22 protein-coding genes and 1 tRNA gene are annotated in these 26558 nt (G+C 73.4%); 17 read left to right on the forward strand and 6 right to left on the reverse strand.

Annotated features, from left to right (window positions below; genetic code table 11):
• Positions 1-66: 66 nt before the first annotated feature.
• The 3 genes from ABD254_RS14035 (at position 67) to rlmB (ending at position 5540) form a co-directional block, all read left to right on the forward strand.
• Positions 67-2991, forward strand: coding sequence for a helix-turn-helix transcriptional regulator (locus ABD254_RS14035; protein ID WP_344249039.1), 2925 nt, complete (start codon positions 67-69; stop codon positions 2989-2991).
• A 64-nt stretch (positions 2992-3055) separates the two neighbouring features.
• Positions 3056-4489: a cysteine--tRNA ligase gene (gene cysS, locus ABD254_RS14040; RefSeq protein ID WP_344249040.1), complete on the forward strand. Its 1434-nt coding sequence runs from the start codon at positions 3056-3058 to the stop codon at positions 4487-4489.
• 70 nt (positions 4490-4559) lie between these two features.
• Positions 4560-5540 carry a 23S rRNA (guanosine(2251)-2'-O)-methyltransferase RlmB gene (rlmB, locus tag ABD254_RS14045; RefSeq protein ID WP_344249041.1) on the forward strand — a complete coding sequence of 327 codons (981 nt, stop codon included), beginning with the start codon at positions 4560-4562 and terminating at the stop codon, positions 5538-5540.
• A gap of 255 nt (positions 5541-5795) precedes the next feature.
• Here the strand turns inward: rlmB and ABD254_RS14050 are convergent, their stop codons facing one another.
• From ABD254_RS14050 to ABD254_RS14065, 4 genes are all read right to left on the reverse strand, one after another.
• Complete coding sequence (locus tag ABD254_RS14050; RefSeq protein WP_344249042.1) at positions 5796-7145, reverse strand: DUF4032 domain-containing protein; 1350 nt, start codon at positions 7143-7145, stop codon at positions 5796-5798.
• A gap of 77 nt (positions 7146-7222) precedes the next feature.
• Complete coding sequence (locus ABD254_RS14055) at positions 7223-8347, reverse strand: ABC transporter ATP-binding protein (protein WP_344249043.1); 1125 nt, start codon at positions 8345-8347, stop codon at positions 7223-7225.
• Between the two features lie 221 nt (positions 8348-8568).
• The gene (gene otsB, locus ABD254_RS14060; RefSeq protein WP_344249044.1) at positions 8569-9417 is read right to left on the reverse strand and encodes a trehalose-phosphatase; all 849 of its coding nucleotides are present in this window, start codon (positions 9415-9417) and stop codon (positions 8569-8571) included.
• Positions 9410-10864 carry an alpha,alpha-trehalose-phosphate synthase (UDP-forming) gene (locus tag ABD254_RS14065; protein ID WP_344249045.1) on the reverse strand — a complete coding sequence of 485 codons (1455 nt, stop codon included), beginning with the start codon at positions 10862-10864 and terminating at the stop codon, positions 9410-9412. The genes otsB and ABD254_RS14065 overlap by 8 nt, the downstream gene beginning before the upstream one ends.
• Positions 10865-11005: 141 nt before the next feature.
• On the opposite strand from ABD254_RS14065, the gene ABD254_RS14070 reads away from it, so the two are divergent.
• The 3 genes from ABD254_RS14070 (at position 11006) to ABD254_RS14080 (ending at position 13991) form a co-directional block, all read left to right on the forward strand.
• Positions 11006-12910, forward strand: coding sequence for a serine/threonine-protein kinase (locus ABD254_RS14070; protein WP_344249046.1), 1905 nt, complete (start codon positions 11006-11008; stop codon positions 12908-12910).
• A 134-nt stretch (positions 12911-13044) separates the two neighbouring features.
• Entirely contained in the window at positions 13045-13854 is an 810-nt protein-coding gene (locus ABD254_RS14075; protein ID WP_344249047.1) for a DsbA family protein, read from the forward strand.
• Positions 13855-13915: 61 nt separating this feature from the next.
• A tRNA-Thr gene (locus tag ABD254_RS14080) sits at positions 13916-13991 on the forward strand.
• 84 nt (positions 13992-14075) lie between these two features.
• On the opposite strand, the gene ABD254_RS14085 is transcribed toward ABD254_RS14080, so the two are convergent.
• The gene (locus ABD254_RS14085; protein WP_344249048.1) at positions 14076-14960 is read right to left on the reverse strand and encodes an SGNH/GDSL hydrolase family protein; all 885 of its coding nucleotides are present in this window, start codon (positions 14958-14960) and stop codon (positions 14076-14078) included.
• Positions 14961-15009: 49 nt separating this feature from the next.
• Positions 15010-15717, reverse strand: a complete 708-nt coding sequence (locus ABD254_RS14090; protein WP_344249049.1) for a uracil-DNA glycosylase — start codon at positions 15715-15717, stop codon at positions 15010-15012.
• A 125-nt stretch (positions 15718-15842) separates the two neighbouring features.
• Between ABD254_RS14090 and ABD254_RS14095 the strand changes: the two genes are divergently transcribed.
• The 11 genes from ABD254_RS14095 to groL all read left to right on the forward strand — a co-directional run bounded on the left by ABD254_RS14095 (position 15843) and on the right by groL (position 26515).
• A complete protein-coding gene (locus tag ABD254_RS14095; protein ID WP_344249050.1) occupies positions 15843-16184 on the forward strand; it encodes a DUF3263 domain-containing protein in 342 nt (113 codons plus the stop codon).
• Positions 16185-16247: 63 nt separating this feature from the next.
• Entirely contained in the window at positions 16248-16910 is a 663-nt protein-coding gene (locus ABD254_RS14100) for a LytR C-terminal domain-containing protein (protein ID WP_344249051.1), read from the forward strand.
• 224 nt (positions 16911-17134) lie between these two features.
• Complete coding sequence (locus ABD254_RS14105) at positions 17135-18196, forward strand: substrate-binding domain-containing protein (protein WP_344249052.1); 1062 nt, start codon at positions 17135-17137, stop codon at positions 18194-18196.
• 32 nt (positions 18197-18228) lie between these two features.
• Positions 18229-19317, forward strand: coding sequence for a mandelate racemase/muconate lactonizing enzyme family protein (locus tag ABD254_RS14110; RefSeq protein ID WP_344249053.1), 1089 nt, complete (start codon positions 18229-18231; stop codon positions 19315-19317).
• Entirely contained in the window at positions 19314-20534 is a 1221-nt protein-coding gene (locus ABD254_RS14115; protein WP_344249054.1) for an ABC transporter permease, read from the forward strand. The genes ABD254_RS14110 and ABD254_RS14115 overlap by 4 nt, the downstream gene beginning before the upstream one ends.
• Positions 20531-21550, forward strand: coding sequence for an ABC transporter permease (locus ABD254_RS14120; RefSeq protein WP_344249055.1), 1020 nt, complete (start codon positions 20531-20533; stop codon positions 21548-21550). Before ABD254_RS14115 ends, ABD254_RS14120 begins: the two co-directional genes overlap by 4 nt.
• Positions 21547-23076 carry a sugar ABC transporter ATP-binding protein gene (locus tag ABD254_RS14125; protein WP_344249056.1) on the forward strand — a complete coding sequence of 510 codons (1530 nt, stop codon included), beginning with the start codon at positions 21547-21549 and terminating at the stop codon, positions 23074-23076. The genes ABD254_RS14120 and ABD254_RS14125 overlap by 4 nt, the downstream gene beginning before the upstream one ends.
• A complete protein-coding gene (locus tag ABD254_RS14130) occupies positions 23073-23411 on the forward strand; it encodes an L-rhamnose mutarotase (RefSeq protein WP_344249057.1) in 339 nt (112 codons plus the stop codon). Before ABD254_RS14125 ends, ABD254_RS14130 begins: the two co-directional genes overlap by 4 nt.
• A 74-nt stretch (positions 23412-23485) precedes the next feature.
• On the forward strand, positions 23486-24253 hold the full coding sequence (locus ABD254_RS14135; RefSeq protein ID WP_344249058.1) for a GntR family transcriptional regulator: 768 nt from the start codon (positions 23486-23488) through the stop codon (positions 24251-24253).
• 126 nt (positions 24254-24379) lie between these two features.
• Positions 24380-24583, forward strand: a complete 204-nt coding sequence (locus ABD254_RS14140; protein WP_344249059.1) for a cold-shock protein — start codon at positions 24380-24382, stop codon at positions 24581-24583.
• Positions 24584-24889: 306 nt separating this feature from the next.
• On the forward strand, positions 24890-26515 hold the full coding sequence (gene groL / locus ABD254_RS14145; RefSeq protein WP_344249060.1) for a chaperonin GroEL: 1626 nt from the start codon (positions 24890-24892) through the stop codon (positions 26513-26515).
• Positions 26516-26558: the final 43 nt, after the last annotated feature.

The following is a 26558-nucleotide window of genomic DNA, read 5'->3' on the forward strand; positions in this document are numbered from 1 at the left end:
TCGCTGCCGGGACGCGCACTATGCTGCGTCCCGGCAGCGACGGCGCGGTGAGGGAGACGGTCTCGGGTGGCGACGGAGCGAGTGAGCCCCGACGTCGTCCGGCCCGAGTTCGTCGGTCGGGCGCGTGAGCTCGCCCAGGTCGCCTGGGCCCTGGACGGCGGCAGGGCGCACGTGACGCTCGAGGGCGAGGCGGGCATCGGCAAGTCCCGGCTGGTCCAGGAGGCGCTGGCGGTCTCGCCCCGGCACGTGCTGTGGATGACGTGCCCGCCGTTGGCCGAGCCGTTTCCTCTCGGGCCGGTCATCGACGGCCTGCGACGGTCGGTGGACGACGTGGCGGGCCTCGGCCTGAGCGTCGTCGCGGGGGCGCTCCGCCCGCTGCTCCCCGAGTGGGCCCACGCGTTGCCGCCGGCGCCCGAGCCCTTGCGCTCGGCCGGCGCGAACCGGCACCGGGTCCTCCGGGCGCTCGTCGAGCTGCTCGACGCGACGGGCGTCGACACGATCGTGGTGGAGGACGCCCACTGGGCGGACGCGGCCACGCTGGACCTGCTGCTGACCCTGGCGTCCGCGCCCGGGCCGGGGCCGTCGCTCGTGCTCACCTACCGGGACGGGGAGGTGCCGCAGGGGTCGCCGCTGCGTCGGGTCACGGCCCGTGCCCCGGCCGGGGCACGAGTCTGCCGGCTGACGCTCGGGCCCCTGTCGGTCGCCGAGACCGGGCAGCTCGTGGGGTCGATGTTCGGCGGCGCGGACGTGTCGCCCCAGTTCGCGTCCTTCCTCGACGAGCGCACCGACGGAGTACCGCTCGCCGTCGAGGAGATGGCCAGGCTGCTCGCGGACCGCCGCCACATCGTGCGGAGCCAGGACCTGCTCGCCGCGGGTCGGGACGAGCTGGAGGTGCCGCCGACCGTCCGTGACTCGGTCCTGGAGCGGGTCGACCGGCTCGGGTCCGCGGCGCGCCGCGTGCTGGAGGCGGCCGCGGTGCTGGCCGCGCCGTCGACCGAGACCGAGCTGGCGGAGGTGGCCGGGATCTCGCCAGCGGCGGCGCGGCCCGGTCTCGCCACCGCGCTGGCGGTCGGCCTGGTGCGGGAGGCGGGACCCGGCCGCTACGACTACCGGCACGTGCTGGACGCCCAGGCCGTCGCCGGGTCGGTCCCGGCGTCGACCTGGCGGCACCTGCACGCGCGGGCCTCGCGGGTGGTCGAACGGACCGCGCCCGACGCCGTGGAGCGGCTCTCGCGGCACAGCCGCGAGGCGGGGGAGACCGAGCGCTGGTGCCGCTTCGCGGAGGCCGGCGCCGACGTCGCGCTCCAGGCCGGCGCGGACCGCGGCGCGGTCGTGCAGCTGCTGCGCGTGCTGACCCAGGCCGAGCACCCTCCCGAGCGGCTCTGCCGCCTCGCGGGCAAGCTCGGGGCGGCATCCTTCTTCAGCGTGTCGTCGCTCGGCGACCTCATGGACGACGTCGTCGTCGCGCTGCGCGGCGTGGTCGACGACCCGAGGATCTCGCCGTCGGAGCGCGGTCCGGTGCGCGTGTGGCTGGCGCGCAACCTGTGGCAGGCGGGGCGGCAGCAGGAGGCCTTCGGCGCCTTCGCAGCGGCGATGCCCGACCTCGACGACGACCCCGACCTCGCGCTCACGGTGGCGGCGAACCTGGCCATGCCCGTGGTCCCGGAGTGGCCGGCCGAGCGTCATCTCGCGTGGCTGGACCGCGGGAGGGCGCTGGCCGCGGAGGCCCGCGACGCGCAGTCCGTCGCGTTCCGGGGCGCGCGCGCCTCGGCGCTCCTCCTCCTCGGGCACGAGGAGGGCTGGGCGCTCGTGGCGGACCTCGAGTCCGCCGCCGCGACCCTGGAGCCCTCCGAGCGGCCGGTGCGGCACGCGCTCGCCGCGGGGATGCTCAACGTCGCCGGCGCGGCGCTCGTGTGGGGTCGGTACGACGACGCCCGGCGGATGCTCGACGTCGTCGCGGAGCTCGAGGCGCCCCCGCAACGGCTGATCGACGGGATCACCACCTGCCGGGCCTACCTCGCCTGGTTCACCGGCCGGTGGTCGGGGCTCGAGGACACGGTCCGGCAGGTCGCCGAGTCGGAGACCTCCTGGCCGAGGGAGCTGCTCGCCGCCCGGCAGCTCCGTGGCCTGCTGCGGCTGGCGTCCGGACACCGGGTCGCGGCGGTCAAGGACCTCGACGCCGTGACCGGCCAGTACGTCCGGCTGGGGATCGTCGAGCCCCTGGCCATCCCGCCCGTCGTCGCGCTCGGCCGGATCGCGCTCGCGGACGGGGACGCGCCCGCTGCCCTGCGCACCACCTCGCCGTGGGTGGAGGCGATCTCGCGCAAGGGGATCGGCATGTGGCTCGGGGACCTCGCCCCGGTGCACGTGGAGGCGCTGCTCGCTGTCGGGCGGCACGACGAGGCCGCCCGGGTCGTGGAGCAGCTCGCGGCGGGCGTCGAGGGCCGCCGCGCCCCCGGGCCCGCGGCGGCCCTGGCCGCGTGTCGCGGGCTGCTCGCCGACGCCGACGGTGAGCACGACCGAGCGGCCGAGCGGCACGGCTCGGCGGCCGCTGCCTGGGCCGGCGTGCAGCGCCGGTACGACGCCGAGCTGGCGCGGGAGCGGAGCGCCCACAGCCTGATGCGCGCGGGACGGCGGGACGACGGGCTGGCCGTGCTCACCGACGTCGAGACCCGGCTGCGCGAGCTCGGCGCAGCCTGGGACACCGACCGGGTCGCCCGCGACCTGCGAGGCCTCGGCGTCGACGTGGTCCGCACCTGGCGGCGAGGGCGCAAGGGCTACGGCAACCGCCTCTCGCCCCGCGAGGTGGACGCGCTCGGCCTCGTCGCGCGGGGCATGACGAACCGCGAGGTGGCCGAGGTGCTGTTCCTCTCCCCGCGTACGGTGGCGCGCCACCTGGGGTCCGCGATGCGCAAGCTCGACGTCACGTCCCGCACGGCCGCCGCGATGGCGGCGCGCGAGGCCGGTCTGCTCGACGACGTCGTCGGCTGAGCAGCCGGGCGGGAGGCCAGGTCGGCGAGGGCCCGGGCGGAGACACGGCCGGTAGGCTGGCCGGGTGACCCTGCGCCTGTACGACACCGCGACGCGCGACGTGCGCGACTTCGTCCCCCTGAGCACGGGCGAGGTCGGCATCTACCTGTGCGGCGCCACGGTCCAGGCCGCACCGCACGTCGGGCACCTGCGGCCGGCCGTCGCGTTCGACGTCCTCCGTCGCTGGCTGCAGCGCAAGGGGCTGCGGGTCACTCTCGTCCGGAACGTCACCGACATCGACGACAAGATCCTCGCGAAGTCCGCCGCGGCGGGCGTCGAGTGGTGGGCGCACGCGGCCCGCTACGAGCGGGCCTTCGGCCGGGCGTACGACGCGCTCGGCGTCCTGCCGCCCACGTACGAGCCGCGGGCGACGGGGCACGTGCCGGACATGGTGGCCCTCATGCAGCGGCTCGTCGAGCGCGGCCACGCCTACGCCACCGGCGACGGCGACGTCTGGTTCGACGTGCGGTCGTGGCCGTCGTACGGCGAGCTGACGCGCCAGCGACTGGAGGACCTCAGCCCCGAGCCGACCGACGACCCGGAGGTCGCGGCGTCCGCCAAGCGGGACCCGCACGACTTCGCGCTGTGGAAGGCTCCCAAGCCGGGGGAGCCCGGTACCGCGTCCTGGGACACGCCGTTCGGGCGGGGGCGCCCGGGCTGGCACCTCGAGTGCTCCGCGATGGCGCAGCGCTACCTGGGCGAAGAGTTCGACATCCATGGCGGTGGCCTCGACCTGCGGTTCCCGCACCACGAGAACGAGCAGGCGCAGTCGCGCGCGGCGGGCTACGGCTTCGCGCAGCGCTGGATGCACTGCGCGTGGGTGACGCAGCAGGGCGTGAAGATGAGCAAGTCCCTCGGCAACGGGATGCTCGTCTCCGAGCTGCTCGCGCAGGCCCCCGCGCCGGTCATCCGGTACGCCCTCGCGGCCGTCCAGTACCGCTCGATGCTGGAGTGGACGCCCGACACCGTCGACGAGGCCCGCGCCACGTGGGAGCGCCTCGCCGGGTTCGTCGAGCGCGCGAGCGAGCGGGTCGGCCACGTCGCGGCCGAGGAGGTCGCCAAGGCCGAGCTGCCCGCCGACTTCGTGGCGGCGATGGACGACGACCTCAACGTCCCCGCCGCGCTCGCCGTCGTGCACGAGCACCTGCGGGCGGGGAACTCCGCGCTCGCCGCGCGGGACGAGGCCGAGGCGCGCGACGAGCTGGTCGCGCTGCGCGGCATGCTCGACGTGCTCGGCCTCGACCCGGGCTCCGTCCGGTGGGCCGACGACGCGGACCAGGGGGCGTCGAAGGCGCGCGCCGCGCTCGACTCGCTCGTCGCCGCCGAGCTCGCCGCCCGGGCAGACGCCCGCGCCGCGAAGGACTGGGCCGCGAGCGACGCCATCCGCGACCGGCTGGCCGCGGCCGGCGTCGTCGTGCAGGACTCCGCGGACGGCGCCCGCTGGACGCTCACCGACTGACCCCCGCTGGTTGAGCCTGTCGAAACCAGGTCTCGACAGGCTCGACCTACGGACAGAGAAGAGAGACACGATGGCAGGCAACTCCAAGCGCCCCGGCGCGATCCGCAAGTCCGGCAGCAAGAAGGGCGCTCGCGTCGGCACCGGCGGCCACAGCCGCAAGGCGCTGGAGGGCAAGGGCCCGACGCCGAAGGCCGAGGACCGCACCTACCATCCGGCGCACAAGCGCAAGGTGGAGGCCGAGAAGCGTCAGACCACGCAGTCCGGCAAGGGCGCGGCCAAGGGCGTCGTGCGCGGCACCCGGCGTCCCACCGGCGGGGCCGAGGTCGTCGCGGGCCGCAACGCGGTGCTCGAGGCGCTGCGCAACGACGTGCCGATGACCGTCGTGCACCTGGCGGCGCGGATCGACCACGACGACCGCACCCGCGAGATCCTCGAGCTCGCCTCGGTGCGCAGCGTGCAGCTGCTCGAGGTCAGCCGCACCGAGCTCGACCACCTCACCGAGGGCTCCGTGCACCAGGGCGTGGCCGCGCAGGTGCCGCCCTACGCCTACGCCGACGTCGAGGACCTGCTCGACGCCGCGGCCGAGGCCGGTGTCCCGCCCCTGTTCGTCGCGCTCGACGGCGTCACCGACCCGCGCAACCTGGGGGCGGTGCTGCGGTCCGCGGGCGCCTTCGGCGCCCACGGCGTGATCGTGCCGTCCCGGCGCTCGGCCGGCGTGACCGCGTCGGCGTGGAAGACGTCGGCCGGGGCCGCGGCCCGCGTGCCGGTCGCGAAGGTGACCAACCTGTCGCGCGCGCTCGGCGACCTCAAGAAGTCGGGCCTGTTCGTCGTGGGCCTCGACGCGGGCGGCGACACCGAGGTGCGCTCCCTCGCGTTCGCGACCGACCCCGTCGTGCTCGTCGTGGGCTCCGAGGGCAAGGGGCTGTCACGCCTGGTCCGCGAGACCTGCGACGCGGTGGCGTCCATCCCGATCTCGTCCGACGTCGAGTCGCTCAACGCCGGCGTCGCGGCGGGGATCACGCTGTACGAGGTGGCGCAGGCCCGCCGCTGACGCCGGTCGAGCCTGCCAACCGCTGGTCGAGCCTGCCAACCGCTGGTTGAGCCTGCCAACCGCTGGTTGAGCCTGCCAACCGCTGGTCGAGCCTGCCAACCGCTGGTTGAGCCTGTCGAAACCTGGTCTCGACAAGCTCGACCGACGGGCTCGACCGACGGGCTCGACCGATGGGCTCGACCGACGGGCTCGACCGACGGGCTCGACCGACGGGCTCGACCGACGGGCTCGACCGACGGGCTCGACCGTCGCCGATCAGGTCGACAGGTGGAAGTGGTCGTCCTCCGGGTTGCCGGCCGGGTCGTCGCGGCGGTCCTCGGGGACGTCGTCCTCGAGCTCCGGGTCGACCTCGCCGGGGGCGAGGCCGAGGATGGCCTTCTCGTCCGGGCGATGCCGCAGCACGTTCTCGACGTACGACTCGGTGGTCTCGAGCATGGGGACGTCGCGCCCGGCCCGCTCGGAGATGAACCACCGGTGGTCGAGGATCTCGTGGAAGAGCTGCGCGGGCTCGAGCTTGCGGCGCAGGTCGCGCGGGACGGCGCGCACGGTGGGGTGGAAGACGTTCTGCAGCCAGTCGTGCGCGACGAGCTGCGGGTCGTCCTCCTGCCGGTCGGTCGCGGCCTGGTAGGAGTCGAGGTCGTTGAGCAGCCGCCGCGCCTGGTTGTCCTGCACGTCGAGCCCGGTGAGGCGGAACAGGCGGCGGGAGTGGTGACCGGCGTCGACCACCTGCGGCTGGATGCGCACCGTGGTGCCGTCGATGTCAGTGGTGATGGACAGCTCGCCGACGTCGAAACCCAGGTGGTTGAGCCGCTCGATGCGGGCCGCCACGCGCCAGCGCTCGTCGGAGGCGAACGACTCCACGCCGGTGAGCGCCTGCCACAGCTCGGTGTACCGGGAGACCAGGGCGTCGCCGATGCCGAGCTCGTCCACGTCCTCGTCGAGCAGCTCGCCCGCGGCGAGGTCCATGAGCTCGCCGATGATGTTGGTGCGGGCCAGGTCGACGTCGTACTCGCGCTGCCCGCGGGACAGCTCGCGGTGCAGGTCGCCGGTCTCGGCGTCCACGAGGTAGGCGGCGAACTGGTGGGCGTCGCGCCGGAACAACGTGTTCGACAGCGAGACGTCACCCCAGTAGAAGCCGACGAGGTGCAGCCGCACGAGCAGCACGGCGAGCGCGTCGATGAGGCGGGTGGCGGTGTCCGGCCGCAGCGCCTGGCTGAAGACGGCGCGGTACGGCAGGGAGAAGGCGAGGTGCTCTGTGACGAGCGCGGCCTCCAGCGGCTCGCCGGCGTCGTCCCGGCGACCGGTGACGACGCCGAGCGGCGTGACGCCGGGGATCTCCAGCTTGCGCAGCTGGCGCAGCAGGCCGTACTCGCGGAACGCGACGGCCTCGCTGATCTCCTTGATCGCGAGCACGCGGCCGTCGAGGCGCACGAACCGCACCACGTGCCGGGAGATGCCGCGGGGGAGCGCGGCGAGCACGTCGTTGGGCCAGTCGGTGAGCGGCAGCCGCCACGGCAGGTCGAGGAGCGCCGAGTCCGGGGTCGCGGAGGTGATCTGCAGCTGCTCGGTGCTCACGGCCCCGCACACCTCCTGGATGCTGGTCACGACGAAGAACGCACGCCAGCGTAGACGAAGGGCGGGCCCGGCTGCTGCCGGACCCGCCCTTCGTGCCAGCCGTCGGCTCAGCCCAGGCGGTTGCCCGTGGAGGCCGAGAACAGGTGCGCCTTGCCCGTCTTGATCGACACGTGGATGGTGTCGCCCTTCATCGGGACCTCGCGCGGGTCGATGCGCACGATCACCTGGTTCTCGCCGGCGCCGGAGCGGACCTCCGCCTCCTGGGCGAACTCGCCCGTGAGAGTGCCGTAGACGAACGCGTCGGAGCCGAGCTCCTCGACGAGGTTCACCAGGACCGGGAACGAGCTGCCCGCGGACTCCGGGACGACGTCGAGCGACTCGGGGCGGAAGCCGAGGGTGACCTTGCCGCCGTCGGCCTCGGTGAGCTGCGCCACGACCTCGCGCTCCAGCGGGACGCGGGCCGGGCCCACGTGCGCCACGCCGTCGTCGACCTTGAACGTCGCGATGTTCATGGCCGGAGAGCCGATGAAGCCCGCGACGAACACGTTCGCCGGGGTGTCGTACATCTCGCGCGGCGTGCCGACCTGCTGCAGGAGGCCGCCCTTGAGCACGGCGATCCGGTCGCCCATGGTGAGGGCCTCGGTCTGGTCGTGCGTGACGTAGACCGTGGTGACGCCGAGGCGGCGCTGCAGCGACGCGATCTGCGTGCGGGTCTGGACGCGGAGCTTGGCGTCGAGGTTCGACAGCGGCTCGTCCATGAGGAACACCTGCGGCTGACGCACGATCGCGCGGCCCATGGCGACGCGCTGACGCTGACCGCCGGAGAGCGCCTTCGGCTTGCGGTCGAGGTACTCGGTGAGGTCGAGGATCTTCGCGGCCTCCTCGACGCGCTCGCGGATCTCCGCCTTCGGCTTGCCCGCGATCTTCAGCGCGAAGCCCATGTTGTCCGCCACCGACATGTGCGGGTAGAGCGCGTAGTTCTGGAAGACCATCGCGATGTCGCGGTCCTTCGGCTGGACGTCCGTGACGTCGCGGTCGCCGATGTAGATGCTGCCGCCGTTGACGTCCTCCAGGCCGGCCAGCATGCGCAGCGAGGTGGACTTGCCGCAGCCCGAGGGGCCGACGAGGACGAGGAACTCGCCGTCCTCGACGTGCAGGTTGAGCTGGTCGACGGCGGGCTTCTCCGTCCCCGGGTAGATCCGCGTCGCGTGGTCGAAAGTGACCGTAGCCATGAGTGGTGTCCCTCCACCGGCAGGTACGTGCCGGACGATCCGTTGTGGGTGGGTGCCGTTGCGCTTTCACGACTCGCGTGTCGGCGGTGACACATTCTGTTGTCGCGCGCGAGCCGCCGGGGGACGTCGCCGTGCTCCGGCCGGGTCGTGCGGGTCGATCGTACATGCCTGTGACGTGTGTCTCGTCACCCTGCAGGTGGGGGCGCTCTCGGTGCCGGTGCTCAGCGGTCGAGGCCGTCGGCGAGGGCCTGCAGCAGCGCGGCGAGCGCGTCGGCGTCCGGCACGCGCTGCGTCGCGCGGGTCGGCCCCGGGCCGACCTTGAGGCCCAGGTCGTCGGGCCCCAGCGCCGCCAGGGCGGTCTCGTCCGTCGTGTCGTCGCCGGCGTAGAGCACGACGACGGGCAGCCCGGACTCCTGCTCGAGCGCCGCCCGGAGCCGCCCCACCGCCTCACCCTTGGACGTGGGCACGACGGCGACCTCGACGACGTCCTTGCCGTGCATGGCGTGCAGGCCCAGGCGGCCCGCGACGTCGTCCGCCGCGGCGACGGCGGCCGCGGCGTCCGGGCCGGGGGACAGGCGGGTGTGCAGGACGGCGGCGCTCGGCTTGTCCTGCACCCAGGCGCCCGCGCGGCCGGCGGCGGCGTCGGACATCCCCGCCCGCAGGGCGCCGAGCGTGGCCTGCTGCTCGGTGGTGAGCCGGAGGGGCACGGCGTCCACGCCGTCGGACGTGACCACACCGGTCTCGGCGCCGTGGCTCCCGACCAGGTAGGTCCCCGGCGGCGCGGACGAGCGGGCGGCGAGGTCGGCGACGTCCCGCCCGGAGACCAGGGCGACGCGGAGGACGCCGCCGCCCGCCGTCGCGCCGGCCGCCAGCACGGCCAGGCGGTCGACGGCGGCGCGTGCGGCCGGCGTCATGGCGGACGCGGTCGGGTCGTCGACCAGCGGGGCCAGGGTGCCGTCGAAGTCGAGCGCGACGAGCCGTGCGCGCGGGCCGCCGCCGGGACCGGGCCCGGCGAACGCGACGGCCGCGGCCGTCGCGTCCGACGTGGAGCCGTGGGGCGGCTCAGACATGGGTGGTCCGCGGCGGCATCGCGGTGAGGACGCCGAGGAAGCTCTGCGACCACTTCGCGACGTCGTCCGCCATGACCTTGCGCCGCAGCCGCCGCATGCGCCGGCGCTGCTCCCTGGGATCCATGCGCGCGGCCGTGACGATGATGTCCTTCATCCCGTCGATGTCGTGCGGGTTGACCAGCAGCGGGCCGGGCGCGAGCTCGTCGGCGGCGCCGGTGAACTCGCTCAGCACGAGGACGCCCCGCTCGTCGGAGCGGGCCGCGATGTACTCCTTCGCGACGAGGTTCATGCCGTCGCGCAGCGAGGTCACCAGCATGACGTCGGCGGCGAGGTAGAGGGCCGCCATCTCCTCCGGCGGGTAGGAGTGGTGCAGGTAGTGGATCGCGGAGTGACCGAGCTCGCCGAACTCGCCGTTGATCCGGCCCACCGCGCCCTCGACGTGCTCCCGGAGCTCCTGGTAGGCGCCGACGTTCTCGCGGCTCGGGCTCGCCACCTGCACGAGGGTGCAGTGCTCGACGTCCAGCCGGCCGTCCTGCAGGATCTCGCCGTACGCCTTGATCCGGTGCCGGATGCCCTTGGTGTAGTCCAGGCGGTCCACGCCCAGCATCATGACCGTCGGGTCACCGAGGTCGGCGCGGATCTCCTTCGCGCGGGCCTGCACCTCGGGCGTGCGGGCCAGCTCGTCGAAGTGCCGGGAGTCGATCGAGATGGGGAACGCGGCCGCGCGCACCCGCCGGCCGGGGCCGCCGTCGTCGTCGGACACGCTGATGATCGGGCCGCGCGTCGTGTGCCTGGTCAGCCGGCGGACCGACCGCACGAAGTTCGAGGCGTCGCCGCCGCGCTGGAAGCCGATGAGGTCCGCCCCCAGCAGCCCCTCGACGATCTGGGTGCGCCACGGGAGCTGCTGGAACAGCTCGACCGCGGGGAACGGGATGTGGTTGAAGAAGCCGATACGCAGGTCGGGGCGCAGGTCGCGGAGCATCTTCGGCACCAGCTGGAGCTGGTAGTCGTGCACCCATACGACGGCGCCGTGCGCCGCCTGGGCGGCCGCGGCCTCGGCGAACCGCTGGTTCACCCGGCGGTACGCGTCCCACCACTGGCGGTGGTACGTGGGCGGGGAGATGACGTCGTGGTAGAGCGGCCACAGGGTGTCGTTCGCGAACCCCTCGTAGTACCGCTCGATGTCGGAGGCGCTGAGCGCGACGGGCACCAGCAGCATGTCGTCGGCCTCGAACGGCTCGTGGTCGAGGTCGGGCGCGCCGGACCAGCCGACCCACGCGCCGTCCGCCTCCTGCATCACGGGCTCGAGGGCGGTGACGAGGCCGCCCGGGGAACGCTGCCACTGGACGCCGCCGTCCTCGTCCACGGTGAAGTCGACGGGGAGCCGGTTGGAGACCACGACGAGGTCGTAGCCGCCCTTCTTGCGTGACGTTCCTTGACCTGTCAACGGGGATCTCTCCAAGAGTTGTTGGACATCGTCCTACCCGGACAGGGTAGCGAGGCCCTTCCCCGGTCACCCTAGTCAGGGGCGCAGTGGCACGCCCTCGCAGCGCGCGCCCGCGGGTGCGCGGGCGGCTACGGTGTGCGCATGGGTGAGGTCGACGCGGTGCAGGCCCCGAGTCCGGGTCCAGGGCCGGTCACGATCCGGCCTGGGCGCGACGGCGGTCTCGCCGAGGGCGCGGAGGTCGGCGGCTACACGGTCGTGCGGCAGCTCGGCCGTGGGGCGATGGGTGCCGTCTACGAGGCGGTCGACGGCGGCGGGGACGCCGTCGCGCTCAAGGTGCTGCACGCGCACGTCGACGCCGACCCCGCCGGCCGGGACCGGCTGCGCCGCGAGGCCGCCGCGCTGCAGCGCCTGCGCCACCCCGCCGTCGCGCAGGTCCTCGACGCCGAGCTCGAGGGGCCGTACGCGTTCGTCGTCACCGAGCTCGTCGACGGCGTCACCCTCGAGGAGGAGGTCGACGCCCGCGGGCCGCTCGACGCCGCCGACCTGTTCTCCCTGGCCGACCAGCTCGCCGACGCCCTCGAGGCGGTCCACGCGGCCGGCGTCGTGCACCGCGACCTCAAGCCCTCGAACGTCATGATCACCGCGGCCGGCCCCGTGCTGATCGACTTCGGCATCGCCCAGGGGCCGGGTGACGCCCGCACCACGTCGACCGGCTTCGTCATGGGCACGCCCGGCTACATCGCGCCGGAGCTGCTCGACGGCGGGGCGCCCGTCGCCGAGACCGACTGGTGGAGCTGGGCGGCGCTGCTGTCCTTCGCCGCGACCGGGCGCTCGCCGTTCGGGGTGCGGCCCACCGAGCTGGTGCTGCGCCGCTCGCGCGAGGGGCGGCCGGACCTCGTCGGCCTGCCGGCGCGGAGCACGCGGGCGCTCGCGGGCGCGCTCCAGGCCGACCCGGGCCGGCGCTTCGGGCCCACCGAGGTGGCGCGCGCGCTGCGGCGGGACCTGGACGACGCACTCGGCGGCGCCCCCGCGGCCTGGGAGGACCTCGACGGGACCCAGCGCATCGTGCAGGCCTTCGAGACCGAGCGCGTCGCCCTGCCCACGCAGGTCGTGGGCCCGGGCGTAGCGGCGGGCGCGGCGGCCGGGGCGACGACGACGAGCCTGCCCGTGCCCAGCACGCCGCCGCCACCCCCGCCCGCCAGCGTGCCGCCCGCGGCGTCGACGGCGCCCGTCCGGGCGGACGAGGCCGCCGTCGCCGATCCCGGCGACCCGACCCAGACCATGACCGCCCTCGAGCGGGACCGCATGCAGGCGCAGGACGGCGGGACGCGGGCCATCCCCGTCGGCGACGCGCGCTACAAGGGCTACGACCAGCTCGTCACCGAGCTGCCGGAGGAGCCGCAGCCGTACGTGCGGCCGGTGCACCCCCGGCGGCCCGGGTCGGCGCTCGCGCTCGCGGTGCCGCTCGTCGTGCTGGCCGCGACCCGCCCGCTGATCGGGTTCGGGGTGCTTGTGGCGATCGTCGTCGTGTGCCGCATGGTCGCGACGTCCGGGGACGCCCTGCACCACCGGCGCGAGCGCAGGGGCGTGCGGGGCTCCGACGGGTTCGTCGCCACGCTCCTGTTCCCGTGGCACGCGCTGGTCGGGGCGCTCGGGGTCATCCCTGCGGTGCTGGTCGGGGCGTGCGCCGGCGTGCTGTGCGTCGTCGCGGGGTGGTGGCTCTTCGGCGCCGGGCACCTCGTGCTGCTGCCGCGCGGCGACCTCGAGGCCAGGTCGGTCGGCGGGATGAACGAGGAGATCGTCTTCAACGGGGTGCTCGCCGGCGCGATGATCGTGGCGCTCGTGGCCACGTGGTTCGGCCCTGCCGGGCGCACCGCGCGGGAGGGCGGTCGCATCCTGTTCGCGCGCCTCGCCCCGGGGCGGTGGGGTGCGGCGGTCTTCGTCGTCGCCTGCCTGGTGCTCGCCTGGGTGTTCGCGGCGCCGCTGCTCGACGAGCCTCCGCTGATCGAGTGGTGGCCGTTGAGCGGGGCGCCGGACCTGCTCTGAGCGCGCCCCGGCAGGCCCTGGAGCCCGGGTAGGCTGGGCGTCGTCCCGCTTCTCGCTCGACGCGGCCGGGTGGCCGCCGTCTCGCACTGCCCGAAGGGATCCCCGAGGACACGATGTCGACCAAGAACCCGAACATGACCAAGGCACAGCGACGCGACGCGGCGCGTGCCGAGGCCCTGGCCCTGCGCGAGAAGGAGCTCCAGCGCGACAAGCGCAACCGCGTGATCACGCTCAGCGTGCTCGCCGTCGCGCTCGTCGCCCTCGCCGTCGTGGTGTGGGTCATCCTGCAGCAGGGGCAGAAGAAGGACATGCCGCTCGCGGACGTGACCATGCCGTCGACGGCCCAGGAGAGCGGCGGCATCCCCGTCGGCGCCGACGGCGCGGCCGGCACCTCCAACGAGGGGGCCCCGGTGATCGACGTGTACCTCGACTACATGTGCCCCATCTGCGGCCAGTTCGAGCAGGTCAACGCCGAGAGCATCGACCAGATGGTCTCGGGCGGCGACGCGACGGTCGTCTACCACCCGGTGGCGATCCTCGACGACCAGTCGGCGGGCACGGAGTACTCGACGCGCGCGGCCGCCGCGGCGGCGTGGGTGGCCGACCGGGCGCCCGAGGCGTTCCCGGCGTACAACGCCGCGCTCTTCACGAACCAGCCGGGTGAGGGCACCGAGGGACTGACCGACGAGCAGCTCGCGTCGTACGCCGAGGAGGCGGGTGCCCCGGCGGACGTGGCCTCCGGGATCTCGGACGGCACGGCCCGCGACACCTTCGGGCAGTACGCCTACTCGGCGACGCAGGCCGCGACGACCGACGAGGCGCTGCAGAACCCGCAGACGGGGGGCTTCGGCACCCCGACCGTCGTCGTCGACGGCGAGCGGTTCGACAACTGGAGCACGGCCGGCGCCCTCGAGGAGGCCGTCACGGCCGCCGCGGGCAGCTGACCGACTGCACCGTCGCGCGGCACGGCCTACCGGGCGTCCCGGTAGGCTGTGCCGCGCTCCCGCCGCCTTAGCTCAGCTGGTAGAGCTCCCGTCTTGTAAACGGAAGGTCGTCGGTTCGAACCCGACAGGCGGCTCCATCTCCGCTGGTCGAGCCTGCGCCGCCCCCAGCCAGCTCGTCGAAGCATCGAAGCCAGGAATCGGCAGGCTCGACCGACGACGTCCTATCGCTCGGGCGGCCAGGTCGCGGCCGGCGTCGGCCACTTGGGTTGCCGGCCGTCGCCGCTGGACGTGTGCCGGATCCGTCGCTGCACCCACGGCACGACGTGCGTGCGCGCCCACTGCGCGTTGGCGCGGGCCCGCGCGACGAACGCCTGCGGCGGCAGCGGGTCGAGCTGGACGGCGAAGTCGGGGTCGTCGGGCTCCAGGCCGAGGCCGACGAGGGCGGCGTCCGCGACGCGACGGTGGCCCTCCGGGGTCAGGTGGATGCGGTCGTCGGACCACATGCGCAGGTCGAACAGGGGGTTGAGGCCCCACAGGTCCAGCACGAACGCGCCGTGCCGCCGCGCGACGGACCAGAGGTTCGCGTTGTACTGCCCGACGCGCCCGCGCGTCCAGCTCAGGCCCGGACCGGCCTTGAAGCCCGTGCCCAGCAGCACGTCGATGCCCGCCGCCCGCAGCTTCGCGACCTCCTCCTCCAGCCGCGCGGAGAGCACGTCGATGTCGGCCTGGGGCCGGAGGATGTCGTTGCCGCCGCCGACGAGCGACACCAGGTCGGGCTGCGCCGCGAGGGCAACGTCGACCTGCTCGTCGAGGATGGGCCGCAGCAGGCGGCCACGGATCGCGAGGTTCGCATACTCGAGCGGTGCCTGGCCGGCGGCGGTGCGCCGGGCCGAGAGGGCGTCGGCGAGGCGGTCGGCCCAGCCGCGCTGCTTCGCGTCGGACTCCGTGCCCGCGGGGGCGGGGGAGCCGTCGTCGTACGGGTACGGGTCCCACAGGCCTTCGCTGAACGAGTCACCGAGGGCGACGTAGCGCGACCAGCGGGGTGCGCTGTCGGCCGAGGTGTCGGTCGAGCTGTCGGCGGTGGGGGCGGGCTCGTGCGTCGTCACCCGGCCATTCTGCCCCCGGCCGCCCACAGGGTGCTCGCGGCAACGAGAGTCAGGGCAGCCGCCAGTCGACCGGCGCCGCACCCTGCGCATCCAGCAGCGCGTTGACCCGGGAGAACGGGCGCGAGCCGAAGAACCCGCGGTACGCCGACAGGGGGCTCGGATGGGCGCTCTCGACGGACGGGACGGCACCCAGCCACGGCTTGAGCGACGCGGCGTCCCGCCCCCAGAGAATGGCGACGAGCGGACCGCCCCGGGCCACCAGGGCCTTGATCGCCGCCTCGGTGACCTGCTCCCAGCCCTTGCCGCGGTGCGACGCCGGCGCCCCGGGCCGCACCGTGAGCACCCGGTTGAGCAGCATGACGCCCTGGTCCGCCCACGGCCGCAGGTCGCCGCCGGACGGCGGCGGGGCGCCGACGTCCTCGGTGAGCTCCGTGAAGATGTTGACGAGCGACTTCGGTACCGGCCGCACCTGCGGCTGCACCGAGAACGACAGGCCCATGGGGTGGCCGGGCGTGGGGTACGGGTCCTGGCCCACGACGAGCACGCGCACGTCCGCGAGCGGGCGCGCGAACGCGGCGAGCACGTGGTCGCCGTCGGGCAGGTACGTGCGACCGGCCGCGACCTCGGCGCGCAGGAAGTCGCCCATGGCGTGGACCTGCGGCTCGACGGGGGCCAGCGCGGCGGCCCAGTCGGGCGCCATCACCGCGTCGAGCGGGGGCCGGGTGGGCGTCGTCGTGCCGGTCGTCGGGGTGTCCACGCCCGCGACGCTAGCGCACCCTCCCCGCGAGGTGACAGGTGCTCGTGGGCCTGACAGGTGGCGGGAACAGGGTCCGCGGCGCGGCGTCGTCGGCCCCGGGGCGGGGCGGGCCATACTGGGTCGCCATGAGCAAGATGCTGGTCCAGGAGGTCCACCCGGACCCCGAGGCGACGTCGTCCGCGACGACCCAGGCTCCCGCCGACGCGGCGGAGTCCGGCCTCTCCGACCGTGACCGCGAGGTCCTCGCCTTCGAGCGGCAGTGGTGGAAGTACGCGGGCGCGAAGGAGCAGGCCGTCCGGGAGCTGTTCGACATGTCGGCCACGCGCTACTACCAGGTGCTCAACGCGCTCATCGACTCACCCGCGGCGCTCGAGCACGACCCGATGCTGGTCAAGCGGCTGCGGCGCATGCGTTCGACCAGGCAGCGGGCCCGGTCGGCGCGGCGCCTGTCGGACGCGCAGGCCTGACCCCGGTCCGTGTCCGAGGGGCGGCTGGACGGCACGCGGCGCGGAGCGGATACCCTGTCCGCCGTGAGCAAGAGCCAGTACTCCTACCCGCCCGACGAGTTCGACGTCCGCGGGCCCGAGGGCTCGCCGGTCGGCGTGCACCGCGAGCCGCGCAGCGGGTGGAGCTCGGTGTGGCCGTTCCTCCTGGTCGCCGTGGTGTGCGGCGGCATCGCCGTGGGCGCCGTGTCGTTCCTGTCGAACGACGAGCCGAGCAACCCGCCTGCCGCCGAGCAGTCGGAGGGCGGCGCCGCGGGCACCGACGAACCGACCACGGAGGAGTCGCCGTCCGACGACGCGTCCTCCGAGCCGACGGACGGCGAGAGCGAGGAGCCGACGGACGACGGCGACGGGGCGACGGAGCTGCCGGGCGACCCGGCGGCGGCGAGCCTCGACGCCCCGGTGATGGTCTTCAACGACATCGCGGGAGACGCCGCGGCCGGGCAGGCGGCGGCCGGGCAGGGCGTCCTCGCCGACGCAGGCTTTGCAGAGGTCACCGCCGCCGACGTGCCGGACACGCTGGACGACGTCTACGACGAGACCACAGTCCTGTACGGGGCCGACCGCGCAGACACGGCCAGCGGCGTCGCCGAGGCGCTCGGCGTCGACCCGGCGAACGTGCAGGAGTCGGACGACGTCTCCGCAAGCCCCGAGGCCGTGTGGGTGGTCCTGAAGGAGCCCGTCGGCTGACCGCCGACGCGCCGGCGGCTCCATCCTTCGACGACGGGCCCTCATCCTGCGGGATTGGGGGCCCGTCGTCGTGCCCGGGACGGCACGACCGGACGTCGCCGGGTGGGGGTGGCCCACCGGGATCCGACCGTGACCGCAAGGACGGTTGACACCGCGCCTCAGAACACAGCAGGATGCAGATCGAAGATCCTATTTGCTATTTCATTCTCAACGTGGAGGACGAGATGCACGTTCGCACCACCACCCGGACGCTCGTGATCGCGGCCGTTGCCGCGCTCGCGCTCACCGCGTGCACCAGCAAGTCCGAGAACACCGCCCAGGGCACGGAGGGTGCCGCCGGCGGCACGGACGCCGCCGGCGTCAAGGTCACCCTCGTGTCGGGCGGGTCGCACCCCTACTTCCAGCCGTGGGAGGAGGCCGGCCAGCAGGCCAAGTCGGACTTCGGCCTCGGCGAGGTGACCTTCAACGAGACCGCCGAGTGGGACCAGGCCAAGCAGAACGAGGTGCTCAACAGCCTGGCCGCCCAGGGTTACAACGCGTTCGGCGTCTTCGGCGTCTCGCCCACGGACATCAACACCACGTTCAAGCAGCTCAAGGACCAGGGCTTCGCGGTCGGCTCGATCGCCTCCTGCCCCGCGGGCGACACCAACGAGGCCGACTTCTGCCTCTCCACCGACACCGAGGTCGCCGCGTACAAGGCGGCGCAGGCCGCGATCGAGGCGATGGGCGGCTCGGGCAACCTCGTCCACCTCACGGGCAACAACGTCGACGCCAACACCCAGCGCCGCATCGCCGGTGTCGAGAAGGCGGTCGACGAGACCGGGGGCGAGGTCACGCTCCTCACGACCGTCACGGACATCGACAAGGACCTGTCCACCGCGCAGAAGGCCGTCGCCGACCTGCTCGCCGCCAAGGGCTCGGAGATCAACGGCTTCGTCTCCACCGCGTACAACCCGGCCGTCGCGTCCGCCTCGGCGGTCAAGGACTCCGGCCTGCCGATCGAGGTCGTCGCGATCGACGACGACGTGGTCATCCTCGACGGCATCAAGGACGGCTCCGTGTCCGCCACGGTCGTGCAGAACCCGGCCGGCCAGGCCTACGTCGGCTCGTACGTGCTCTCCCAGCTCCAGACGAAGGCCTGCACGATGGCCGACCCCGGCGTGGTCATCGACTCCGGCTCGTTCGTCGTCACGCAGGACAACGTCGAGACCTACGACGACGAGCGCCAGGCCGAGACCGACACGATCCTCGACCAGTTCAAGAACGAGCTGCTCACCTGCGAGTGACCGCAAGCCGAGCCACCGGGAGACCCGACAGCATGACCGTGATCACCGCTGCGCGTGCCTACCTCGTCGACATCGAGGTCGAGACCGCGCGCACGGACGCCGTCCAGGCGTTCCTCAAGCAGGAGACGATCCTCGTCGAGATCGATACCGCCGACGGCCTCACCGGCGTCGGGTACTCCTACACGATCGGGACGGGCGGACGAGCCGTCCTCGCGCTGCTGCGCGAGGACCTCGTCCCCCGCCTGGTCGGGATGGACAGCCGGTCCGTGGAGGCGGTGTGGTCGGACCTGTTCCGTTCCACCCGCGCCACCACCGTCGGCGCCATCACCTCGCTGGCCCTCGCCGCCGTCGACACGGCGCTGTGGGACCTCCGCGGCCGGCGCACCGGCCAGGCACTGTGGCAGATGGCCGGCGGCTACCGGCGCGAGGTCCCGCTGTACGACACCGAGGGCGGCTGGCTGCACCTGCCGGTCGACGAGCTCGTCGCCGGCGCGCAGGCGTCGCAGGCCCGCGGGCTGCGCGGCGTCAAGATCAAGGTGGGCAAGCCCAGCGTCGCCGAGGACGTCGAGCGGCTGCAGGCCGTGCGCGACAAGGTCGGTCCGGAGCTGCACCTCATGGTCGACGCCAACCAGTCCATGACGGCGGCCGAAGCGGTGCGCCGCGCGGCCGCCTTCGAGCCCCTCGACCTCTACTGGCTCGAGGAGCCCCTGCCGGCCGACGACGTCAGCGGGCACGCGCACCTCGCCCGCTCGACGTCGATCCCCGTCGCCGTCGGGGAGTCCCTCTACTCGGTCGGGCAGTTCCGCGACTACCTGCACCGGGGGGCGGCCGGCATCGTCCAGGTCGACGTCGCCCGCGTCGGCGGCATCACCCCGTGGCTCAAGGTCGCGCACCTCGCCGAGGCGTACAACACGGCCGTCTGCCCCCACTTCCTCATGGAGCTCCACGTGAGCCTCGTCGCGGCGGTGCCCAACGGAGCGTACGTCGAGCACATCCCCCAGCTGCGCGCGGTCACCCGGACCGAGCTGCACGTCGCGGACGGCCTCGCCGTGGCCCCCGACTCGCCCGGGCTCGGCATCGACTGGGACCCGGACGCGCTCGACGACCGGAGGGTCGCGTGAACGCCGCAGGTGCCGCCGGGGGCAGCCCGGCCGGCGCCACGAAGGACGCCCCGTCCGCCGCACACGGCGTCGCCCGCGCGGAGCACGAGGTGGGGGAGCGGATCGACCGCGGGGTCGACCCGTCGACCAGGGCGCGGTTCGGCCGACTCGTGTCGGACAACCGGGTCGGGCTCGTCCTGCTCATCGTCGTTCTCGCCGTGGTCATCGGCTCCGCTCGCCCGATGTTCTGGAACGCGAACTTCGTGCTCGGCCCGATGCTCACCACCGTGGCGATCTACACCGTCGTCGGCCTCGCGCAGATGACCGTGCTCTCCGTCGGGCAGATGAACCTCGCGGTCGGTGGCATGGCCGCCACGGGCGCCATGGCCAGCGCGATCGCCTTCGACCGGCTCGGGGTCTCCCTGCCCGTCGGCATCCTCGTCGGCATCCTCGTCGGCGCGGCCATCGGCGCGCTTTGCGGCGTCCTCGTCGCGAAGGCGGGGGTCAACTCCTTCGTCGTGACGCTCGCGATGAGCTTCGCCCTGTTGGGCCTGGTGCCCGCCGTCTACGCCTGGGTGAGCACCGGAGCCGCGATCTCCGCCGACGTCGAGGGCCTGGACCTGCTGGGCCGCGGCCGCACGTCGGACCTCTGCCTCGGCGACGTCTGTGGTCCCGCCGGGATCCCCCTGCTCGTCATCCTGGCGATCGTCGTCATGGCGGTCGTCGGCTTCCTCTTCGCCCGCACGCGGTTCGGGCGAGAGGTGCTGCTCACGGGGTCCAACCAGCGCGCGGCACTGCTCTCCGCCGTCCCCGTGGACCGGCGTGTCATCTCCGTGCACGCCCTGTCCGGCGGCCTGGCCGCCCTCGCCGGGATCATGCTCGGCGCCAGCACCGGCTCCTTCACCCCGGCGATCGGCCAGGAGTTCATGCTCCAGTCGTTCCTCGGCCCGATCCTCGGCGGCACGCTGCTCGTGGGTGGGTACGTCTCCGTCCTCGGCACCTTCCTCGGCATCACGCTGACCGTCCTCATCCGCCAGGGCCTCATGCTCTTCGGCGTCGGCATCGAAGGCCTCAACATCCTGCTTGGCAGCGTGCTCCTCCTCGCCCTCTGCACAGATCGGATCCGCACCGTCATGAGCCAGCGCTCGCGGCTGCGCGCCAGCCTCGCCCCCGTGCCCGTTGCGGGCGCCGCCGCGCCCGAGGGCGCCTCCCCCTCCACGGCGGGGGCGGAGCGATGAGCGCCCGCATCGCGGAGCTGCTCCGCCGTCAGACGACGACGCTCGCTCTCGTCGTCGTGGCGGGGGTGGCCGTGCTCGCGATCCAGTCCGGCGGGGAGTTCCTCGCTCCGATCTCGGTCACCACCTTCTTCGAGTTCCTCGCCATCCCGATCGTCATCGGTCTGGCCCAGATGGCCACCCTCGCCGTCGGGCAGATGAACCTCGCGGTCGGGTCCATCGGCGGGTTCGCCGCGTGCCTTGCCGGAGTCCTCGCCGCCGACCTCGGTCTGCCCGGCTGGCTCGCGGGCCTCGCCGCCGTCCTCGTCGGCCTCGTGGCGGGCGTGCTCAACGGCGTCATCGTCGTGCTCACCCAGATCAACGGGTTCGTCGTCACGCTGGCCACCATGACGATCCTCGCCGGCGCGCAGTACGCGCTCGTCGGGACCCGCACCATCACCTCCGCATCGTGGGCGGGGCTCCAGTCGCTCGGTGACCTGCGCCCGCTCGGCATCCCGCTGATCTTCTGGTTCGCCGTCGTGCTGGCGGTCGCGCTCTCGGCGGCCTACCGGCACCTGCTCCCCGCCCGCGAGATGCTCGCCAGCGGCGGCAACCCCCTCGCGGCCACGCTGTCCGGCATCTCGAACTCGCGCGCGCTCATCACCGCGCACGGACTCTCGGGTCTGCTGTGCGGCATCGCGGCGCTGCTCGTCATGGTGTCGCTGCCCGGCGTCAACAAGAGCATCGGCGGCGACTGGCTGCTCGCGAGCTTCGCAGCGCCGATCATCGGCGGCGTCTCGCTCACCGGCGGCTCCGTCGCAGTCCTCGGCACGGTCCTCGCAGCGACGATCGTGCGGCTCGTGGACAGCGCACGCGCCGCGTTCCAGCTCGACCCGAGCTGGGTCAACCTGGTGATCGGCGCCGTCGTGCTCGGCACGGTCGCCCTCGACCGCTTCCGCAGCCGCGCGCCGCGCGCGGCCGCGCCCACCACGACCGGCCCGGTGCCCCGCCGTCCCGTCGTCGAAGGAGCCGCCTCGTGACCAGCCAGCCCTGGGCCCTCGAGGTCCGCGACGTCAGCAAGTCCTTTCCGGGCGTCCGCGCCCTCGACGGCGTCAACCTGCGGCTCGCTCCCGGCGAGGTGCATGCCCTGCTCGGCGAGAACGGGGCGGGAAAGTCCACGCTCATCAAGATCCTCACCGGCATCCAGCCTCCCGACGCGGGGTCCCTGGTCGTCGCAGGCCAGGAGAAGGTGCTGCGCTCCGCGCAGGACGCGACCCACGCCGGCATCGGCGTCGTCCACCAGGAGCGCAACGTCGTCCCCGGCTTCACCGTCGCCGAGAACATCGTCCTCGGTCACACACCGACCCGCGCCGGGCGCGTCGACTGGCCCGCGGTGCGCGAGGGCGCGCGCCGGGTCCTCGACGACCTCGGCTTCCCGATCGACCCGCGCACGCCGATGGGGCGGCTCTCGCCCGCCCAGACCCAGCTCGTCGAGATCGCGCGAGGCCTGTACACCGACAGCGCGGTGCTGCTCCTCGACGAGCCGACCGCATCGATCAGCGGCACCGAGACCGAGATGCTTTTCGACGTCGTGCACCGGCTCACCGCGCAGGGGCGCTCGGTGCTGTTCGTCAGCCACAAGCTCGAGGAGGTGTTCGCGCACTGCGACACCGTCACCGTCTTCCGGGACGGGCGCTCGGTGTGCGAGTCGCGGCCGCTGTCCGAGTTCGACCGCGACACGATCGTCGACCTGCTGGTGGGCCGTACTCTTGCCAAGCTCGACGTGCCGCAGCGCGCACCGGACCGCTCGGGCACCCCGGCGCTCGAGATGCGTGGCGTAGCGACCGCGACGGGGCATCGCGACGTCGACCTCGTGGTGCACCCCGGGGAGATCGTCGGACTGTACGGCCTCGTCGGGGCGGGGCGCAGCGAGCTCGCCCGCGCCCTCCTCGGCCTGGACCGGATCACGGCGGGCGAGGTGCGGGTGTCCGGCGAGGCGACCACGATCCGCGACGTGTCGGACGCGCTCGACCGTCATCACATCGGGTATGTCACGGAGGACCGCAAAGCCGAGGGGCTCTTCCTCGACCAGACCGTGGCGCGCAACCTCACCGTGACGGTGCTGCGCCGCCTGTCCGACCGGCTCGGCGTGCTCCGCGGCCGGCGCATGCGGGACACGGCGGACGAGCTGATCGACCGGCTCGACATCAAGGTCTCCTCTCGCGACCAGCTCGTGGGGCAGCTCTCCGGCGGCAACCAGCAGAAGGTGTCGCTCGGCAAGTGGCTCGCGGCCCAGACGGACGTCCTCGTCATCGACGAGCCGACCGTCGGCATCGATGTCCGCACCAAGGGCGCTTTCTACCGTCTCATCTGGGAGCTCGCCGACCAGGGCAAGGCGGTGCTCGTCATCTCGAGCGACCTTGCGGAGATCGTCACCCTCGTGGACGCGATCGTCGTGATGAGCGACCTCGAGGTGACCGGCCGCGTGGAGAACACGCACGACTACGACGAGATGAGCAAGGCCGTCATCCGCCTGGTCCACCGCGAGCCCGCGGGGGCGGCATGATCGTCGCGCTGCACTCGCGCCTGCGACCGGGAGCGGTCGAGGGGTACCGAGACGCGCACGCCCGGATCCCGGACGACCTCGACGCGTCCTTCGCGCGGGTGGGCATCCGCGCGTGGACCATCTGGCGCTCGGGCGAGAACCTCTTCCACCTGGTCGACTGCGACGACCTCGACGCCGCCCTCGAAGCCCTCGAGGACGACCCGGCCAACGTCGCGTGGCAGGCGTCCATCGGGCGGTGGGTCGAGGTGTTCCGTGACGCCGACGGCGCGGACCGCCTCGCGCCCCTGGAACGCGTGTGGTCGCTCGCGTCCCAGCGCGCCGGGACGGGCTCGTGACCGCGCGGGCGGCGACCCGTGCGATAGTGGACGCCGGCCCAGGACGGGCCGTGCGGAGGAGAGGAGCAGGCACGATGAGCCTCTCCGCGCCCGGGCCGATCTCACGGTCCGTGCTGTCCGACGAGATCCACCTCGTGGTGCGGGACATGATCCTGGAGCACGTCATCGCGCCGGGGGCGCGCATCAACATCGACGCGCTCTCCGCCCAGCTCGGCGTCTCGCCCACCCCGCTGCGAGAAGCCCTGGTACGACTCGAGTCGGACGGGCTCGTCGTCAAGACGCCGATGCGCGGCTACTCGACCACCCCGCTGCTGTCGGTCGGCGAGTTCGTCGACCTTTCCCAGCTGCGCACCGTCCTCGAGAGCTGGACGGCCGGCACCGCGGCCCGGCGCGCGGACGACGCGGCGCGCGCGGCGCTCGCCGCCGAGCTCGACGCCGCCCGGGCGTCGTTCGCGGACCCGGGCGACGAGGTGAGCGCCTACCGGGCGCTCATGGAGCACGACTCGCGCTTCCACACCCTGGTGGCCACGCTGGCCGGCAACGCGCTCATCGTGCAGACCTTCGAGCGCACGCACTTTCACCTGCACTTCCTGCGTCTGTACCTGGCGTCGCGGACGGTGCACGTGGCGTCGGTCGATGCGGAGCTGGTGGACGGGCAGTTCGGGCTGTACCTCGACGAGGGTGGTGCCCGGGGCTCGCGGGTGCTGGACGAGCATGCGGCGATCGCTGCCGCCGTGGCGGCCGGCGACGTCGACCGGGCATCCACGCTGATGCGCGAGCACATCGAGTCCTCCGAGGCGAGGTTCGAGCCCGTCGTCGCGGCGCTGGCCCAGCTCGGATAGGGCGCCGCCCGACCGGATCCCGACATCCCGGACATCGGTGCTTCCCTCGTCGTGAGGCGCGCCACTAGGCTCGCGTCACCGTGGGGCGCCGGCCCTGCGGCCCGAGGGAAGCACAAGGAGAAGTACATGGCCCAGGGCACCGTCAAGTGGTTCAACGCGGAGAAGGGGTACGGGTTCATCACCCCGACCGCGGGCGGGCAGGACCTGTTCGTCCACTACAGCGCCATCCAGAGCGACGGCTACCGCAGCCTGGACGAGGGGCAGCCGGTCGAGTTCGAGGTCGGGCAGGGGCAGAAGGGACCGCAGGCCGAGCAGGTCCGCCCCGCCTGAGGACGCGCCGCGAGGGCCGGTGCCCCACGACGCGTCGACGCGTCGCGGGGCGCCGGCCCTTCGTCGTGCGCTCCACGCCCTGGGCGAACGTCTTGCACTCGCCACCCGAGAGTGCCAATAATGACTTAGCACTCTCGACCGTCGAGTGACAGCCGCGCTCCGCGTGGCGGTCAGGCGGCGGCGAGGGTGAAGCACTCGGGTCGACAGGTGAGGCCCCCGCGCGTGCGTGACATGAACGCCGCGAGGGTGGTCGTCCGTCGCGGGCACCGGCCGGCCAACTCAGCCACCAGCGGAGGATCAGTCCCCATGGCCAAGATCATCGCGTTCGACGAGGTTGCTCGTCGGAGCATGGAGCGCGGGCTCAACCAGCTCGCCGACACCGTGAAGGTCACGCTCGGCCCCAAGGGCCGCAACGTCGTTCTGGACAAGAAGTGGGGCGCCCCCACGATCACGAACGACGGTGTCTCCATCGCCAAGGAGATCGAGCTCGAGGACCCCTACGAGCGGATCGGCGCGGAGCTCGTCAAGGAGGTCGCCAAGAAGACCGACGACGTCGCAGGTGACGGCACCACCACCGCCACCGTGCTCGCCCAGGCGCTCGTCAAGGAGGGCCTGCGGGTCGTCGCCGCCGGCGCCAACCCGATCGCCGTCAAGCGCGGCATCGAGAAGGCCGTCGAGGCCGTCACCGAGCAGCTCCTGAACGCTGCCGTCGACATCGAGACCAAGGAGCAGATCGCCGCCACCGCCGCGATCTCCGCCGGCGACCCCGCGATCGGCGAGCTCATCGCCGAGGCCCTCGACAAGGTGGGCAAGGAAGGCGTCATCACGGTCGAGGAGTCGAACACCTTCGGCCTCGAGCTCGAGCTCACCGAGGGCATGCGCTTCGACAAGGGCTTCCTCGCCCGCTACTTCGAGACGGACCCGGAGCGCCAGGAGGCCGTCCTCGAGGACCCGTACGTCCTCATCGTCGAGTCGAAGATCTCGAACGTGAAGGACCTCCTCCCGGTCCTCGACCAGGTCATGAAGTCGGGCCGCTCGCTGCTCATCATCGCCGAGGACGTCGAGGGCGAGGCCCTCGCGACCCTGGTGCTGAACAAGATCCGCGGCACCTTCAAGTCCGTCGCCGTCAAGGCCCCGGGCTTCGGCGACCGCCGCAAGGCCATGCTGCAGGACATCGCGATCCTCACCGGCGGCCAGGTCATCACCGAGACGGTGGGCCTCAAGCTGGAGAACGCGACGCTCGACCTGCTGGGCCAGGCGCGCAAGGTCGTCGTCACCAAGGACGAGACCACGATCGTCGAGGGTGCGGGCGACGCCGAGCTCATCTCGGGCCGCGTCAACCAGATCCGCAGCGAGATCGAGAAGTCGGACTCCGACTACGACCGCGAGAAGCTGCAGGAGCGCCTCGCCAAGCTGGCCGGCGGCGTCGCCGTCATCAAGGCCGGCGCGGCCACCGAGGTGGAGCTCAAGGAGCGCAAGCACCGCATCGAGGACGCGGTGCGCAACGCCAAGGCCGCCGTGGAGGAGGGCATCGTCGCCGGTGGTGGCGTCGCGCTCATCCAGGCCGGTGCCGTCGCGTTCCCGAAGCTGGAGCTCGAGGGTGACGAGGCGATCGGCGCGCAGATCGTCGCCGCGTCGGTCTCGGCCCCGCTCAAGCAGATCGCGATCAACGCCGGCCTCGAGGGCGGCGTCGTCGCGGAGAAGGTCAAGGACCTCCCCGCCGGCCAGGGCCTCAACGCCGCCACCGGCGTGTACGAGGACCTGCTCGCCGCGGGCGTCAACGACCCGGTCAAGGTCACGCGCTCCGCGCTGCAGAACGCCGCGTCGATCGCCGCGCTGTTCCTCACCACCGAGGCCGTCGTGGCCGACAAGCCGGAGCCGGCCCCGGCCGCTCCGGGTGGTGACGGCGGCATGGGCGGCATGGACTTCTGATCTGAGGTCCGTCGCAGCCCCGCGCTGACGCACGACGGCGGCC

The sequence above is a fragment of the Isoptericola hypogeus genome, from assembly GCF_039531145.1.
Lineage (GTDB): Bacteria > Actinomycetota > Actinomycetes > Actinomycetales > Cellulomonadaceae > Isoptericola > Isoptericola hypogeus.